The organism is Halomonas sp. HP20-15 (assembly GCF_033446685.1).
Taxonomy (GTDB): Bacteria; Pseudomonadota; Gammaproteobacteria; order Pseudomonadales; family Halomonadaceae; genus Modicisalibacter.
In genome coordinates, this window is sequence record NZ_JAWQLY010000006.1 from 132556 (window position 1) to 148374 (window position 15819).

Genomic DNA, 15819 nt, shown 5'->3' on the forward strand with positions numbered 1-15819 from the left:
AGAAACAGCTATGTCACCGCAACCCACAACGCTACCCGGCCCCGCTCTGCGGGGCCTGGGTTTGGCTGCCTGCGCCGCACTGACCCTGTTCATCGTCTGGACCACGCTGGGCGTTCGTTATCCGGCCCAGATCATGTACGGCATTGCCTTGTTGCTCGGGCTTATTGCCACGTTTTCCTTGAAGCCTGGCCCGCTTGCCGTCCGCCTACCCAGGCTGGATCAAGGGCTGAGCGTCTTGCTGATCGTGCTCAGCCTCGCCAGCAGCGGCTATTACCTCATCGAGTACGACAATATTGCCGCGTTCCGCGAAGGGCTCCCCAACGGCCAGGACATCCTTTGCTATGCCATCGGCACGCTGCTGGTGCTGGAAGCCGCGCGGCGAGTCGAAGGCTGGACGCTCGTCGCGATTACCGGCGGTGCCCTGCTGTATCTCTTCCTTGGCCATTACCTTCCCGGTGAGCTAGGCCATCGCAAGCTGTGGTTCGATCAGGTCCTTGAAGTCAGCTACAGCTATCAAGGGATCTACGGCATCGCACTGGGTGCCGTCGTCGATGTCGTGCTCATGTTCGTGATTCTTGGTGCCGCGTTACGCCACACCGGCGCCGGGGATTTCTTCAACTTCCTGGCGCTACGGCTAGCCAACGGGCGCCGTTCAGGGGCAGCACAAGCCGCGATCATCGGTTCGGCCATGTTTGGCTCCGTCAACGGCTCAGCGCCGGCCAATGTGATGTCGACAGGCGTGCTCACCATTCCCATGATGAAGCGCGCCGGCTATCAAGGCCGCTTCGCCGGCGCGGTGGAAGCCGTGGCCTCTTGCTCGGGTCAGTTGATGCCGCCAATCATGGGGGTGGGCGCTTTCATCATGGCCGAAATCACGGGCATTGCTTATCCCATAATTGCACTGGCCGCCGTCGTACCGGCCTTCCTTTACCTGCTTGCACTCTCTGCTGCAGTCGCCTTCGAAGCGGGCCGCCTACAGCTCAAGCCCGAAGAGACCGGAAACGACCCGTTTGACCGTCGGCGCAAGTCCCAGGGGATCGTGCTGCTGGGCGGGTTCGCCACACTGATCACGCTGTTGATGATGGGTTATTCGCCCACCTGGTGCGGCATGTCCGCCTCCGCGGTCGTGCTCGCCATCGCCATGCTGCTGCCCGATACCCGCCTGTCACTTAACGGGCTCAAGGATGTCATGGTCGACGGCGGGAGAGATGGCCTGGCCGTTCTGATCTCCTGTGCCGCAATCGGTATCGTGATCGGTGCCGTCAATGTCACCGGGCTTGGCGTGACGCTCAATCAAGCCATTGTCGGCTTGGGTGAAGGCCACTTGCTGTTGGCCCTTATTCTTGCCGCGTTCTGCTCGATTCTACTGGGCATGGGCTTACCGACCGCCGCGTCCTACCTGATGGTCATCTTCGTCGCCGGCCCGGCCATCCTTGACCTGGGCGTCGACAAGCTGCAAACCCATCTCTTCGTGTTCTACTACGCTGTCCTGTCGGCCATTACGCCACCGGTCGCCCTGGCTGTTTTCGCTGCTGCCGCCATCACGGGGGAACGTACGCTCAGCATTGCCTTCAGTGCACTGCGGCTCTCCCTGGTAGCCTTCCTGCTCCCCTTTGCCTGGGTCTATCACCCCGAGATCAACCTCGAGTCCCAATATCTTGAAAACCTGCCTTCGCTGATAGCGACCATTGCCATGATGATCCTGGCCACGATCGGCATCAGCGCGGCCAACGTTGGCTTCTTCCGCCGCAAGCTCAACCCCGCCGAACGTCTGGGGATGGTGGTGGCCGGGGTCGTCGCTCTAACCCAGGGGCTATTGTTCTCGGCCATTGCCTCGATAGCCATCATAATCCTGATGCTGCACGCCTACCGGAGCCACCGAAGCTCCGAGGCACACCAGGAGGTATCCTCATGAGCCTTTATGCGCCCCCTGAAACACGCTGGTGCGAAGTCTTCAGCGAAATCCCCGAGAGCCTCAAGCTGTACGATGCGCCTTCCGAATGGATCGATGCCAACAAGCCGGGCCAGTCAGTCCCCAGCTTTCTGGAAGGGCCCGTTTTCGATGCCGAAGGCAATCTGTACGTCACGGATATTCCCCATGGACGCATCCTGCGCGTGACACCCGAAGGCCAATGGTCATGCATCGCGCATTACGACGGCTGGCCAAACGGTATGCGCTTTGGCCCCGATGGTCGCTTATGGATCGCCGATTACCGTCACGGCATTCTCGCCCTGCCACCACAGGGCGGCCAGCCCGAGCCGATCCTGACGCATGTGGCCAGCGAGCGGTTCAAAGGCGTCAATGATCTCTTCTTCGATCGGCGAGGCCGGCTCTACTTTACGGACCAGGGCCAAACCGGACTCCAGGATCCCAGTGGCCGGGTCTATCGCTACGACCTCGACACGCATCGACTCGACTGCCTGATCAACAATGGCATCAGCCCCAACGGGCTCGTTTGCGACTTAGCGGAGAAGGCGTTGTTCGTTGCGATGACGCGGGGCAACGGGGTCTGGCGCATTCCCTTGAAAGACCAAGGGGCTGCCGGGAAGGTTGGCCTGTTCGTGCAACTGGCAGGCGGTGTTTCCGGGGCGGATGGCTTGGCGCTCGATGAGGCGGGAAATCTCTTCGTCTGCGATGCCGGCAACGGGTGTGTGTGGGTTTTCGACCCCCATGGCGAGCCGCTCTGGCGACTGCGCTCGCCGACCGAAGGCCGGACCCTGACCAATCTCGCCTTTGGCGGTGATGACCGGCGGACGCTTTACATGACGGAATCGGCCACCGGCTCGATAATCCGCATCGAGGTGGACAATCCCGGGAAAAAGCTCAGCTATTAACCCTTCCATAGCACTGCACACCGCTCCAGTCGGCGGTCAGCGAGCAGGTGCAGGTGCAGGTGCAGGTGTGCAGGTGCAGGTGCGACGCCGTCGACAACTCGGAAAACAGCGGCCCTGGCCTGCCGCTGGTGGAAGGCTTCGTCGCCTTCATTGCTTAAAATCCACCCAGTATCGCCACCAAACAGGTCATCGCCACCAGTTGCAGGGCCATAGTCAACGCCAACACCGAGCCCAGAGCCGGTACCGCGCGCTCCCGATTGAGGTAACCGCATTGAAGACGATAACGGCGTTGCAATGACGCGCCGATCAAGCAAGCGCATGACACCGTCATCAGCAAAAGCCCGCAGGAGGCCAGAGCATGGTATGGCAACCAGCGCACGAGCAGGGCACTCGCCACCACCAAGGACACAAGTGTCCGGCGCCAGGCGAGCCAATTTCGTTCAGGCTGTAGTCCGGGGTCTGAATGTAGAGGTTGAGCCATTGTCGTCTCGGCTCCCGCCGCTATTCATGAAGCCAACAGTACCGCGAACAGTAATGTCACCGCGGCCACCGCCAGCGAGAGGATAGGGATCTGCAATGGCGGAGGGATCGGGCGATCAAGGCGCATAGCCTGCTCGATCCTCAGCCAGCGAAAGAAGGCGCCGACGCTTATAATCATGGCTAGCGTAGTCAGCAACACCGCCAGGCCTAGGCGAGCCGAATCGGAAAACAGATCACTGGAGAAGGCTTCGATGGCGATACCGCCGGCCAGTAAAGCCAGCGCGGTACGGATCCAGGCCAGGAAAGTACGCTCGTTGGCGAGTGTAAACCGGGGGTCCGGTGCCGCCCCTGTGTGCAGACGGAACCATCGAGATTGGCGATGCGGGTTCAAAGGTACATCTCCCTTATTCAACAACCAGGCCCTCGCGATACGCACTCAATGTCAGCGTTCGCCGACCAGATAGGGCTCCAGCCGTTCAAGCCCGTCCAACTCGCCGATGCCCGGCGCCTCACCCAGGGCGGCAACTCCGTTTTCCACCCGATTGAGCGGTCCGGCCAGTTCGCCGCGCAACGGATTGGGGTTGGAATCTACCTCCAGGGCGCCCTCGCCGCCCACCGCCGCGAGCAAATGCCCCGAGGCAAGCAGACCGATGCCGCCGCCCAGATAGTGGGGGAAGTAGCGCAGACCGGCGTCGTTGATCGCCCTGCCCAGGGGTAAGCCGCGGCTGATGCCGCCCCATTTGGCCGCGTCCGGTTGGATAATGGACAGCACGCCGCTGTCGATGCCTTCCTGAAACCGGACTTCGCCCATCAGGTTCTCGCCGGCCGCCACCGGAATGTCGGTCATCTCCGCCAGCGCCCGCCACTCGGACCAGGGAGCCGTGCACAGCAGGGGCTCCTCGATCCATTTCAGGCCCAGGTTCTCCAGGCGCGGCAGTTGCTCGCGGGCCTGGTTCAGGGTCCAGCCTTGGTTCACGTCCACCATCAGGTCCGCGTCCGCGCCCAGCGTGTCGCGCAGGGCCCCCAGGTTGGCCCGGTCGCGCTCCACCCCGAAACCGATCTTGAGCTTGAAGCGGGTATAACCACGGTCCGCCATGGCTCGGCCCAGGCGCTCCGGCCCGGTGGGATTCAGCCCGCTGGCGTACACGGTTATACGGTCCGAGGCGCCGCCCAGATAGCGCCACAGCGGCTGGCCCTCGCGGCGCGCGCACAGATCCCACAGCGCCAGGTCGATGCCCGCCAGGCACTGGGCGAACGGCCCCGGCTCCGCGGACTGCAGCGCCAATACACGGGTACCGGCCTGCAGGGCGTCGAATGCCTGCTGAGGGGTGTCGTAAACCGCCCCCTTCATCAATGGCCGAAACACACTATCCACCAGCCGTGCGCGATGCTCGGCGCCCACCAATGGAAAGTTGCACCAGATTTCGCCCCAGCCGTGGTGGCCATCCTCGTCGGTCACACGCACCACGACCATGGGCCGGTCCGACATCGTCCCGAAGGAGGTTTCTACCGGGGTTTCCAGGGGGCAGCGGTAAACGAAGGCCTTGATATCGCGGACGGCGACCGGTTTGCTCATGCTTTCAGGTCCATTTCCAAGTGTATGTAGTCGCCGCGATAAACCGCCTCGGCGACGTAGATAATCGTATTGTTCGGATCCACCAGTACCCGGCGCACATTGGCGATCGGGTCGCCGAGCTGCATGTCCAGAAGACGCGACACTTCCAGGTCCGCCTTGGAAATGGTGATGCTCTGCTTGGCCTGAGCGACGGTGACGTCCAAAGACATAAGCACCGGCAGGATGATCTCGTCGCGAAACCGCTGTTCCGCCTTCTCGAACACGCCCTGCTCCAGATAGATGGAAATCACGCAATACTTCACGCCATCGCGGGCATGCACGCGGCGCAGGTGGTGGTAAGCCTCCGCCGGTACGCCATCACTCTCGGTCAGGCGTGGCGGCGTGCTGGAATCGGAGATATTGGTGACCACCGGCGTATCGCCGCGGTAGGCCTCCACCAGGGCGTCCAGCGTGGTTTCAACCTTCACCGGATGCCGCTCGCCGGCGCTTTTGATCACCAGGGTGCCCACCCCGCGCTGTATCTTGATCAGGCCGGAGCGGGCCAGCAACTGCAGGGCCTGGCGCACCGTGACCCGGGATACCGAGAACTCCTTCATCAGCACATCGATGGGCGGCAGCATGGTGCCCTCCGACCAGACCCCGCGATCGATCCGGTAGCGGAAAATATCCGCCAGTTGCAAGTAGAGCGGAATGGGGCTCGCGTTGAGCAACCCGTTATCGTCGTTGTGATCAGCCATTCAATCCTTTCCCGGTGACCGCCGTTTGGGCGGGTGCGTAAACGCCGGACTTCGCGGCGGAGCTATCCGCGATCACTGGTCGGCTCCGAAGCCCGTTCTCGCCGCTGCCTGAACGGCCAACAGCCCTCTTATGGTAATGGCACAAACCGCATTTTGAATGGCGTTACCGCATAACGCCTTGGGAGAGCCATCTCCGGGAAACGCTTGACAGGAACACTAGCATGTGGAAACGTTCGCATCAACTAAAGTCCTAACATTAGGACTTGAGGACTTTTAGATACGAAAATAACACCGAGGAGTAAACGGTGTCCGACAACCAATACGACTACATCGTGGTAGGCGCCGGCTCGGCCGGGTGCATCGTCGCCAACCGACTTTCCGCCGACGGTCGCAATCGGGTGTTACTGCTGGAGGCGGGGGGCTGGGACCGGAACTTCTGGCTGCACTTCCCGGTGGGCTATTACCGCTCGATCTACGACACCCGGGTAGCCCGGCTGTTCGACACCCGTCCCTCGGAGAACACTGGCGGACGCAACATCGTCTGGCCTCGGGGCAAGGTGATCGGCGGCTCCAGTTCCATCAATGGACTGATCTTCATACGCGGCCAGCGCGAGGACTTCGACGGCTGGGCCGAACAGGGCGCAACCGGTTGGTCCTATGACGAAGTGCTGCCCTACTTCCGCAAGCTGGAACGCTACACCGGCGATGGCGACAAATACCGGGGCGACAGCGGCGAGCTGCATGTCTCCGACATTCGCACCGACAACCCGGCCTGTCGCGCCTGGCTACAAGCCGCCGAGGCCTGGGGCCTGCCCTACAACCCCGACATGAACGGTGGCGATACCCGCGGCGTCGGTCCCTATCAGCTGAGCCTTAAGGGCCGCTGGCGGTGCAGCTCCGCCAAGGCTTTCCTCACCCCAGTGAAGGACCGCGCCAACCTCACCATCGTCACCGAGGCCCCGGCCAGCCGGGTACTGTTCGAGGGCAAGCGTGCGGCGGGTGTGGAATGGCGGCACCAGGGCGCCAGCCATCAGTCGCGCGCCGCCAAGGAAGTGATCCTCTGCGCCGGCGCCATCCAGACGCCGCATTTGCTGCAACTGTCCGGGGTGGGTCCCGGCGATCTGCTACGCGAGCACGGCATCGAGCTGGTACACGAAGCGCCGGAAGTGGGCGCCAACCTTCAGGACCACTATCAGGTACGCATCATCTACCGCCTGAAGCAGAAGCTTTCCCTGAATAGCGACATTCGCAACCCCGTCAAGTTGGCTGGCATGGGGCTGGAGTGGCTACTGCGCGCCTCCGGCTCCCTCACCGTGGGCGCCGGCCAGGTGGGTGGCAGCGCCTGCACCCGCCACGCCGAGGACGACCGGCCGGATGTGCAGTTCAACGTTATGCCGCTGTCCGTGGACAAGCCGGGCACGCCGCTGCACGCCTACCCGGGCTTCACCGCCTCGGTGTGGCAGTGTCATCCGCGTTCACGAGGCACGGTACGCCTCACCTCCGCCGATCCGGCCACGGCGCCAGCCATCGACCCCAACTACTTCGCCGATCCCCACGACCGCCAGGTGATCGTGGAGGGCGTGAAGATTCTCCGCGAGATCGCCGGGCAGTCGCCCTTCCGCGACCTGTGGGACGACGAGATGGAGCCCGGCGCCGATGTGGACAGCGACGAGGCAATTTGGGACGCGGTCCGCCACAAGGGCGGCACCGTCTTCCATTGCGTGGGCACCTGCCGCATGGGCAGCGACGAGGGCGCCGTGGTGGACCCGCAGTTGCGCGTGCGCGGAGTGGAGGGCCTGCGCGTAGTAGATGCCTCGGTGATGCCGATGGTGACCTCCGCCAACACCAACGCGCCCTCGCTGATGATCGGAGAAAAGGGCGCCGCTCTGATCCTCAACACCCCACCTCTTCGGGAGCAAGCACAATGAAATTCGATTACCGAGACCACAACACGGGCGGCAATATCTTCGAGACCCGCAACCCGGCGCGCCCCGCCGAGATCGTCGGCGCCTACGCCGAGGTGACCAACGCCGTCGGCGTGGAAGCCATTCTGTCCAGCGCCAGGCGTGCCCAGGCGGAATGGGCAGACGTGCCGCCGGTGGTTCGCGGCGACCGGCTTACCGCCTTTCTGGACGAGGTGATCGCCAATGTGGAACGCATCGCCGAGGCGATCACCCTGGAACAGGGCAAGCCCTTGGGTGAGGCCCGCAACGAAACCCTCAAGGGCTGCGCGGAAGGCAAGTTCATGGCCGGCGAAGCGGCCCGCCAGCAGCTGCAGACCAGCGCCGCCGCCCGACCGCGTGTGCGCAACCTGATCCTGCGCCGCCCGCGCGGCACTTTGCTGGCGATCTGCCCCTGGAACTTCCCGGCGATGACCCCGCTGCGCAAGTTATGCCCAGCCATTGCCTTCGGTAACGCCCTGGTTATCAAGCCGTCCCAGTTCACGCCGGCGGCGGCATTCATCCTGACTGAGATCGCCGCACGCCATTTCCCCGCAGGCCTTGTCCAGGTAATGCCTTGCGGCGGCGCCTTCGCTAGCGAACTGACAGCCAACGGCCGCTTCGACGGCGTCAGCTTCACCGGCTCCGTGACGGTGGGCCGCAAAGTGGCCCAGGCAGCCGCCGTCAGCCTGATTCCCATGCAGTTGGAACTGGGCGGCAAGAATGGCGTGATCATCAACGACAGCCAGGACCTGGATAGCTGCCTGGATCAGGTGTTCGGCGCCGCCTTCCAGACCGGTGGGCAACGCTGCACCAGCATCAGCCGGGTGATCGTACACCGTGACCTCCAGGAATCGGTGGTCCAGGGGCTGGCCGCCCGCGCCCAAGCTCTGACACTGGGCGACGGCATGGACCCGGCCACCACCTTGGGGCCGCTGTGTAACGGCGCCCACTTCGACAGCGTCAAGGCCGCTACTGCCCGAGCCATGGACGAAGGCGCCATCCTGATTACCGGCGGCGACAGCGCCAGCGTGACCGGCTGCGAGGACGGTTACTTCTTCCAGCCCACCCTGCTCGACAACGCCCGAGTGTCGCGGACTGCCAGCCAGGAGGAAATCTTCGGCCCGGTGTTGTCGGTACTGCCCTATGACGATTTCGACGAAGCGCTATCGCTACTGAACGAAACCGAATACGGCTTAACGTCGAGCCTATTCTCCGACTCCCATGCCCTAATCCAGCGTTTTCTGGATGAGAGCCACAACGGCATGCTGCATGTGAACAATGGCACGGTGCCCGACGTGAACATGCCGTTCGGCGGCATGAAGCACTCCGGCTTGGGCGCCTACTCCGTGGGCGCTTCCGCCTCGGCCTTCTATACCATCGAGCAATCCGCCTACCTGGCCTGGTAACGCCTGTTCCATCGAAAAACGCGGCCCGTCGGCGATGACGGCCGCGTTCCATAGCCATAAAAACAGAGACATGATCATGAAAACAATCGCTAAGCTGACGGCATTAGCCGCCCTGATCATCGCTACCGGCGCCCACGCCGCTACCCCCAACCCATTCGACTGGCAATCGGTCCCCAGGAAAGACGACCAGATCACCATGCGCCTGGCGCACTCCCTGAACATGGAGTGGAGTTCGCAGACCGTGGCACTCAAGCGCTTCGCGGAACTGGTGGCTATATATACCGACAACCGCATTCGTCCAGTGATCTTTCCCGGCTCGCAACTGGGTAGCGAAAAGGAGATGTTGCAGCAGGCCCGCCAGGGCGTGATCCAGGTGACCATTCCCGCAACCAACAACATGGCCCAGGTGGCGCCCAGCATGAACGTGCTGCTGCTCCCCTACCTGACGCAAAGCACCGAGGAATCCAATTACCTGCTGGATCATATCACCCCGACCCTCCAACCCCGGGTGATCGAGGAAGCGGGGGTGCGCATCGTTGGCTGGGAAAACACCGGCTGGCGGCATTTCTTCTACAACGCGCCGGAGCCGATCCAGACGCCGGCGGACCTGGCGCCGCTGAAAATGCGCGTGCCGCCCAATGCCATCATGCTCGGCACCTACAAATCCTGGGACGCCTCGCCGGCGCCGATCGCCTGGAACGAGCTCTACAGCGCCCTGCAACAGGGCGTCGTCGAAGGCGGGGACAGTCCGGTCAGCGACATCATCGGCATGAAGTTCGACGAGGTGATCGGACGCATCAGCCGACTGCATTACACCATCCTGACCCACCCCATCGTGGTGTCCGAGCGCTGGTACCAGAGCCTGGAACCGGATCTTCAGGAAGCAGTGCTACGCGCCGGTCGCGAGACCACCGAGTACGTGCGCTGGTGGCAACCGCAGGACGAGGCCCGCTGGTGGAAGCAGGCTGAGGCAGCCGGCGTCAAGATCACCGAGATCGAGGATGAAACGCCTTGGTTGGAAAAGGCCCGCGCCGCCTGGCCAGATTACTACCACCTGATCGGTGAGGATGGAGAGGAACTCACGAAGAAGGCCATGGAAATCCTCGAATCCTACAAAGCAAGCAAACAATAAAACAATCACGCCAGCTGTCGGCCAAGAACAGGCCGACGGGAGACTCCCATGCATAGCCTGCTCAGACGAACACAACTAACACTGTGCCACCTGCTCCTTGCCGGAATGGTCCTGGCGCTGCTGCTTCAGATCATTGGCCGCAGCTTCAACGCCGGCATGGAATGGACCGAGGAACTCTCTCGGTTCGCCTTCATCTCCTTCGTGTTCATCAGCGCGAGCTACTCGACGTTGATGAAGTCCGAACTGAAGATCGGCGTACTCTACGCCTACCTGAGCCGACTCATCGGTGCCAGACCGATGGAAAGGCTGATCACCGCCCTGCTGCTGGTGTTCGATGTCCTGATGATCGTCTACTGCTTTCAGAACGTGTTGGACGGCATCAAGTACCCAAGCGTGTCGCCCGTGCTGGGCTTCAACACCAACTATCTATTCGTGGTGCTGGTTATCGCGTTCGTGCTTTCGGCACTGAGCCGACTCTGGGCCGGTAACGCCAAGGGCAATGCCGTGGAGGAGTCACCATGACCGACGTTCAGCTCGTCCTGATCATCGTACTCCCGCTGTTACTCTTGCTCGGAGTGCCGATCTACGCGGCGATAGGCTTGACCGGCTTCGCGGCGACCTGGTTTTTAGGCGCCGACCTGGTATTCGCCGCCCAGAGCATCTTCAACGGCGTGGACAATTTCGCCCTGCTGGCGATTCCCGCATTCATTCTCGCCGGCAACATCATGGAAAAAGGAGGGCTTACTCACGACATCATCCGCATCTTCAGGCGGATGTTCGGGCATATCCCCGGCAGCCTTGGCATCGTGACCATCCTGTCCTGCATGTTCTTCGCTGCCATTTCCGGATCCGGCCCGGGCACCGTGGCGGCGATCGGATCGATCATGATTCCATCCATGGTGCGCTATGGTTATCCGGCGCCTTACGCAGCCTCGGTGACCGCCACTGGTGGCACCCTTGGCATCCTGATACCGCCCAGCAATCCGATGATCATCTACGCCATCATCGCCAACGTCTCCATCGCCGATGTGTTCGCCGCCGGCCTGTTACCCGGCTTGTTGATGGGCACGGTGCTGGTAGGCACCGCCTACATCACCGCCAAGCGATCCGGCGCGGTAGTTTCACCGGTCCATGAGGAAAATGAGTCCGAAAGTTTGGCGTCGCTGATCTGGCAAGCAAAATTCGCCCTGTTTCTGCCCGTCTTGATTCTCGGTGGCATCTATTCCGGGCTCTTCACTCCCGTGGAAGCCTCCGTGGTAGCGGTACTCTACGCCCTGATAGTGGCCCGGTTCGTCTATCGCCGTCTGGACCTGCCCGCGTTGCATCAGGCATTTGAGCTGACTCATCGGATTTCCGGCGCCTTGATGATCGTGGTGGCCTGCTCCGCGCTACTGGCCAAGGCAATCACACTTGAGACGATTCCTCAGCAGATCTCAGCCGCAATGGCTGGAATTTCCACCGATCCTCTGATGATCCTACTCTGGATCAATATCTTCCTGATCCTGGTCGGGACTTTCATGGAGACTATGTCGGCGATCATCATTCTGGCACCGATCCTGGTGCCGCTGGTGACCGCCTTCGGCATCAACCCGATCCACTTTGGCATCATCTTGATGATCAATACACAGATCGCATTCCTGACGCCGCCCTTGGGGGTGAACCTGTTCGTCGCCAGCCAGATATCTCAGGTACCGGTGGAGCGAATCGTCCGCTCGATCCTGCCCTTCCTGCTGGCACTGCTAGGCGTACTGGCGCTAGTGACCCTGTTCCCGCAGATCAGTCTGGCACTACCGGAACTCCTCAGATCCCTCCGTTAACCTGCCTCGGGGCGCACTATCCGGGATGGCGCGCCCCCATCACGTCGCAATGATAATGCGATAAGCCAAAATGAAGAATGCGGAGCCAGACTCCGCATTCTTTAACCGAAGAGTCCGAATGAAGCGATAGATTATCGACTCCAGTCGCAGCTGGCTGCCGGGTTTCGGGTGTCACGCCCGGGGTTGGTCATCCGTCTCCATTCCTTGGCGGCTTATCACCACCCGATTCCTGCCGTCGCGCTTGCCAACGTAAAGCGACTGATCCGCTCGCGAGATCAGGGCCTGTAGGTCGACTTCTTCACTGTGCGCTATCGCAATACCGATGGTGACGCTCAGGCACATCTCGCTCATTTCTTCCTTCAGCGGCAGCTCGGCGACCTTCGTCTTCAAGCGCTCCGCCACGATTAGAGCGTCGTCAGGGCCGGTGTCAGGCAGGGCAACCACGAACTCTTCACCACCGAAACGACCTATCACATCCGTAGGGCGCAGAGCGTGCGCACAGACCTCCGAGACCTTGCTCAGCACCCAGTCCCCATGACTGTGGCCCCAGGTATCGTTGATGCTCTTGAAATGATCCACATCGATCATGAAAAGGCTGAACGGCACCTTTTCCAATCGCGAACGCTGCAAGAGCGCCTTGGCACGCTTCATGAAATGACTCCGACTATTCAGTCCCGTCAGGGCATCCCGCTCGGCGACCATGCGCAACTGCTCTTCCAGTGATTTTCGATGCGCTATTTCCTTGAGCAGTTGGCGATTTTGATCGCGCGCTTCATGAAGCAGCGCAAATTGCTTGCGCTGCAAGCTCTCTAGACGCAGCAAGGCACAGAAGCCCACTACGTTGGTCATGACCAATAACAGCGCCAAGCGAAGCGTATCCACCGGAGCAAGCTCGGCAAACAGCACCGCAGATACCAGAAAGCCGATGCTCAGATAGAGGCTGGCGAACGTTACCACCGTCAGCAGGTTGGGAATCAGGAGATAGAACGCCATGGTAGCCACTACTACCGCCGTTATCTGCGTGGAGAGGCTCTCGGGGCGCAGGGGAACGATCAGGATGATGCCCGTCGCAAGTATCCAGAGCGGCATTGCGTGTAGCCAGGCCTTATGAGAATAGCTGCCCCTGCGTGCGATAATAAATGCCAGGATAAGGCAGAGGACAACCACCACGCTGCGCATGGTGATTAACAGGTAATATTCTCTAGACAGGCCCAGGAGGTAGTAGTCCGTAATGGCGAACATGCCAAAGACCAAGGTCGCCACAACCAACGAAAGAGAGGACTCGAGTCGTACCCTCTTATTGATGGACCTTCGATACATTGACTCCCTGACATCTTCACGAAACTGCCCCGTCAGCCAATGTACCTTATATTGCTTTTTTAGTGATGCCAAAAGCCTAATCCCCCTGTGTAAAACGGCGATCATCCATTATGACTTCAGCCCCATGGAGTTCCGATCACTGGGGAAATTCAAGAATTTCTGGAGAAACCGATCAGGTCGACTTTACGGGCTTTATCGGCCGTTCATCCCGTTTCTTTATGCCGATATCCAGTCAGCTTCGCTGCCACGCTGGTACCCCACGCCTTACGCTCATTTCCTGAGCGTTGCCCGGACGGCGGCGCGGGCTCCGCCCTGCAACGGGCCTTCCACGGTTTTCCGCCGCGACACGTGGCGCCCACCCTGGCGCCCTCATGCGGCTCACCGGCGGATATGACCTTGACGGAGCCTCCGCGGTGGGCTAATTCTAGTATTTATTGTAATAAATATAATATTAGGATCATTCGTGCCGACTCCAAGAACCGCGAAACGGCAAAAGATTGCCGACCTCATCTGCGAAGACATCAAGCACTGGATCGTGACCGAGGGCCTGCAGCCAGGCGATCGCCTGCCCAACGAGAAGGCCCTCATGGAGCGCTATGAATGCGCCAAGGGGACGATTCGCGAGGCGCTGCGGGTGCTCGAGGTCGAGGGGCTGGTGCAAATGAAAACCGGGCCGAGCGGTGGCGCCGTCATCCGCGAGGTCACGATCGACCCGGCCTGTCGCGCCCTACGCAACTTCCTGCATTTTCAGCATGTGGATGGCAGCCAGGTCTACCAATTGCGGCGCCTGGTGGAAGTCGAGATAGCCGACTCCGTGGTGGAGTGCCTGGACGCAGCCGGCTTCGCCCGACTGCGCACGAACATTGCGCAATGCCAGCGACCTCACGACGATGAACTCAGCCAGCGTCAGCACCGCATGCTCGAGCTCGAGTTCCATAACGTGCTGGCCGAGTACTGCCCCAACCCGTTGCTGCGCTTCGTCAGCCAGTTTCTCAACGATCTCCTGCGCGATCTGGTCGTCATCAAGAAGGCCTACAAGCCCGAGCGGCACGCCTTCGACGAAGCCAATATCCGCTACCACATCGCCCTGGTCGAGGCCTTCGAAGCGCAGGATCGCGAGCAGGTGCGGCAACTGATGCACGACCACATGTGCGATGCCGAACACCACATGGCGGCCTTGGAAGCCGAGGTGGTCGATCAGTTTCTGGTCTTGCCCGAGACCCTGAAGGAGGCCGCCAACCTCTACTCATCCTGACCCACCCGACAAGAACAATACCGACCATGAAGACGCCAGCCACACCGGCTCGTCGCACCCGACGGGTTCTAACTCAAACAAGAGGAACAACAATGTCTGTGCGTACCCACACCGCCACTTTCGCCATCACCCTGCTTGCGGGCAGCCTGCTGGCAACACCGCTGATGGCCCAGGACAAACCCGCCATCGACTTCTATGGGGTCAAATCGGTTTCAGGCGCCTTTGCCAGTTATGGCAAGTACGCCGAAATGGGCTCCCAGCTTGCGGTCGAGGAGATGCAGGAAACCCTGGGCCGCGAGATCAACTACACCACGCTGGATACCGAAGGCAACGCCGGCCGTGCGATTCGCAAGGTGCAGGAAGCGATCAACCAGGAAGACGCTCGGCTGTTCAATGGCGCAACCCTGTCCTCGACCGCCCTGGCCATCGGCAAGGAAGTCAACAAGGCCGGTGGCGTTTTCATGACCCCGGCCGGCGCCGATGAGCTGACCGGCAGTGAATGCAACGCCTCCACCTTCCGCTGGTCGGTGCCCACTTACGGGGCGATCCGCGAAACCCTGGTGCCGTTGATCGAGAAACTGCCGGATGCCAAGCGCTGGTACACCATCACCCCCGAGTATGTCTTCGGCGAAGCCCTGCTGCAGAACGCCAAGAAAGTCTTCGAGGAGTACGGTCTGGAGCATGTCGGCAATAGCTACCACTCCCTGCAGGAACAGGAGTTCTCGGGCTATCTGACCAACGCCATGTCCACCTCACCGGATGTACTGGTCCTGCTCAACTTTGGCGCCCAGTCGTCCAACGCACTGCGCCAGGCCCGCAACTTCGGGCTCAACGAGCAGATGGACATCGTCATGGTGTGGTCGGCCGGCCTCGACCAGTTGCAGGAGCTGGGCGCGGACAATGTCGAGGGAATCTACTTCGGCGCGCAGTACTGGCACGAAGTCGACACCCCCATGAACCGGCACCTGGTGGAAAAGGTGAAGGCAGCGTACGACATCACGCCCAACTACCCGCTGGCTGCCGACTACATCATGACCCGCACGATGCTCGAGGCCGTCGACGCCACCGGTGCCAGTGAAGGCCCCGAGCTGATCGCCGCCCTGGAAGGGCTCACCTACCAGGGCCCCACCGGCGAAGAAACCATCCGCGCCGCCGACCACCAGGTGATCAAGGATTATTACCTGCTGCTGGGCAAGGGCCAGGCCGAGATGGACGATGCCGATGATTTCGCCGACATCATCAGTTCCGGTCATTCCTTCGTCGAGGAAGACAAGAGCGTCTGCCAACTCTGACCCGGACGCCGGAGTGCCTGCCACTC

14 protein-coding genes are annotated in these 15819 nt (G+C 61.3%); 9 read left to right on the top strand and 5 right to left on the bottom strand.

Going from position 1 to position 15819, the window contains the following annotated elements:
• Positions 1 to 10 precede the first annotated feature (10 nt).
• Positions 11 to 1915, top strand: coding sequence for a TRAP transporter fused permease subunit (locus tag R6258_RS09965; RefSeq protein ID WP_318449719.1), 1905 nt, complete (start codon positions 11 to 13; stop codon positions 1913 to 1915).
• A complete protein-coding gene (locus R6258_RS09970; protein WP_318449722.1) occupies positions 1912 to 2835 on the top strand; it encodes an SMP-30/gluconolactonase/LRE family protein in 924 nt (307 codons plus the stop codon). Before R6258_RS09965 ends, R6258_RS09970 begins: the two co-directional genes overlap by 4 nt.
• 154 nt (positions 2836 to 2989) lie before the next feature.
• Here the strand turns inward: R6258_RS09970 and R6258_RS18875 are convergent, their stop codons facing one another.
• From R6258_RS18875 to R6258_RS09985, 4 genes are read right to left on the bottom strand one after another with little or no spacing between them, the layout of a single operon-like run.
• Positions 2990 to 3316: a DUF202 domain-containing protein gene (locus tag R6258_RS18875; protein ID WP_412176370.1), complete on the bottom strand. Its 327-nt coding sequence runs from the start codon at positions 3314 to 3316 to the stop codon at positions 2990 to 2992.
• Positions 3317 to 3340: 24 nt separating this feature from the next.
• Positions 3341 to 3706, bottom strand: a complete 366-nt coding sequence (locus R6258_RS09975; protein ID WP_318449724.1) for a YidH family protein — start codon at positions 3704 to 3706, stop codon at positions 3341 to 3343.
• A gap of 51 nt (positions 3707 to 3757) precedes the next feature.
• Positions 3758 to 4891: a mandelate racemase/muconate lactonizing enzyme family protein gene (locus R6258_RS09980; protein ID WP_318449726.1), complete on the bottom strand. Its 1134-nt coding sequence runs from the start codon at positions 4889 to 4891 to the stop codon at positions 3758 to 3760.
• Complete coding sequence (locus R6258_RS09985; protein WP_318449728.1) at positions 4888 to 5628, bottom strand: GntR family transcriptional regulator; 741 nt, start codon at positions 5626 to 5628, stop codon at positions 4888 to 4890. Before R6258_RS09985 ends, R6258_RS09980 begins: the two co-directional genes overlap by 4 nt.
• A gap of 305 nt (positions 5629 to 5933) precedes the next feature.
• Between R6258_RS09985 and R6258_RS09990 the strand changes: the two genes are divergently transcribed.
• The 5 genes from R6258_RS09990 (at position 5934) to R6258_RS10010 (ending at position 11926) form a co-directional block, all read left to right on the top strand.
• Positions 5934 to 7556, top strand: a complete 1623-nt coding sequence (locus tag R6258_RS09990) for a GMC family oxidoreductase (protein WP_318449730.1) — start codon at positions 5934 to 5936, stop codon at positions 7554 to 7556.
• Positions 7553 to 8977 (top strand): aldehyde dehydrogenase family protein, encoded by a 1425-nt coding sequence (locus R6258_RS09995; RefSeq protein WP_318449732.1) that lies wholly within the window; start codon positions 7553 to 7555, stop codon positions 8975 to 8977. The genes R6258_RS09990 and R6258_RS09995 overlap by 4 nt, the downstream gene beginning before the upstream one ends.
• Before the next feature lie 76 nt (positions 8978 to 9053).
• Positions 9054 to 10109, top strand: a complete 1056-nt coding sequence (locus R6258_RS10000; protein ID WP_318449734.1) for a TRAP transporter substrate-binding protein — start codon at positions 9054 to 9056, stop codon at positions 10107 to 10109.
• A gap of 48 nt (positions 10110 to 10157) precedes the next feature.
• Positions 10158 to 10631 (top strand): TRAP transporter small permease, encoded by a 474-nt coding sequence (locus tag R6258_RS10005; protein ID WP_318449737.1) that lies wholly within the window; start codon positions 10158 to 10160, stop codon positions 10629 to 10631.
• Positions 10628 to 11926 carry a TRAP transporter large permease gene (locus R6258_RS10010; RefSeq protein WP_318449738.1) on the top strand — a complete coding sequence of 433 codons (1299 nt, stop codon included), beginning with the start codon at positions 10628 to 10630 and terminating at the stop codon, positions 11924 to 11926. Before R6258_RS10005 ends, R6258_RS10010 begins: the two co-directional genes overlap by 4 nt.
• 171 nt (positions 11927 to 12097) lie before the next feature.
• On the opposite strand, the gene R6258_RS10015 is transcribed toward R6258_RS10010, so the two are convergent.
• On the bottom strand, positions 12098 to 13168 hold the full coding sequence (locus R6258_RS10015; protein ID WP_318449741.1) for a diguanylate cyclase: 1071 nt from the start codon (positions 13166 to 13168) through the stop codon (positions 12098 to 12100).
• Positions 13169 to 13709: 541 nt separating this feature from the next.
• Between R6258_RS10015 and R6258_RS10020 the strand changes: the two genes are divergently transcribed.
• Both R6258_RS10020 and R6258_RS10025 read left to right on the top strand, forming a co-directional pair.
• A complete protein-coding gene (locus R6258_RS10020; protein ID WP_318449744.1) occupies positions 13710 to 14501 on the top strand; it encodes a FadR/GntR family transcriptional regulator in 792 nt (263 codons plus the stop codon).
• Positions 14502 to 14593: 92 nt separating this feature from the next.
• On the top strand, positions 14594 to 15793 hold the full coding sequence (locus tag R6258_RS10025; RefSeq protein WP_318449746.1) for an ABC transporter substrate-binding protein: 1200 nt from the start codon (positions 14594 to 14596) through the stop codon (positions 15791 to 15793).
• Positions 15794 to 15819: the final 26 nt, after the last annotated feature.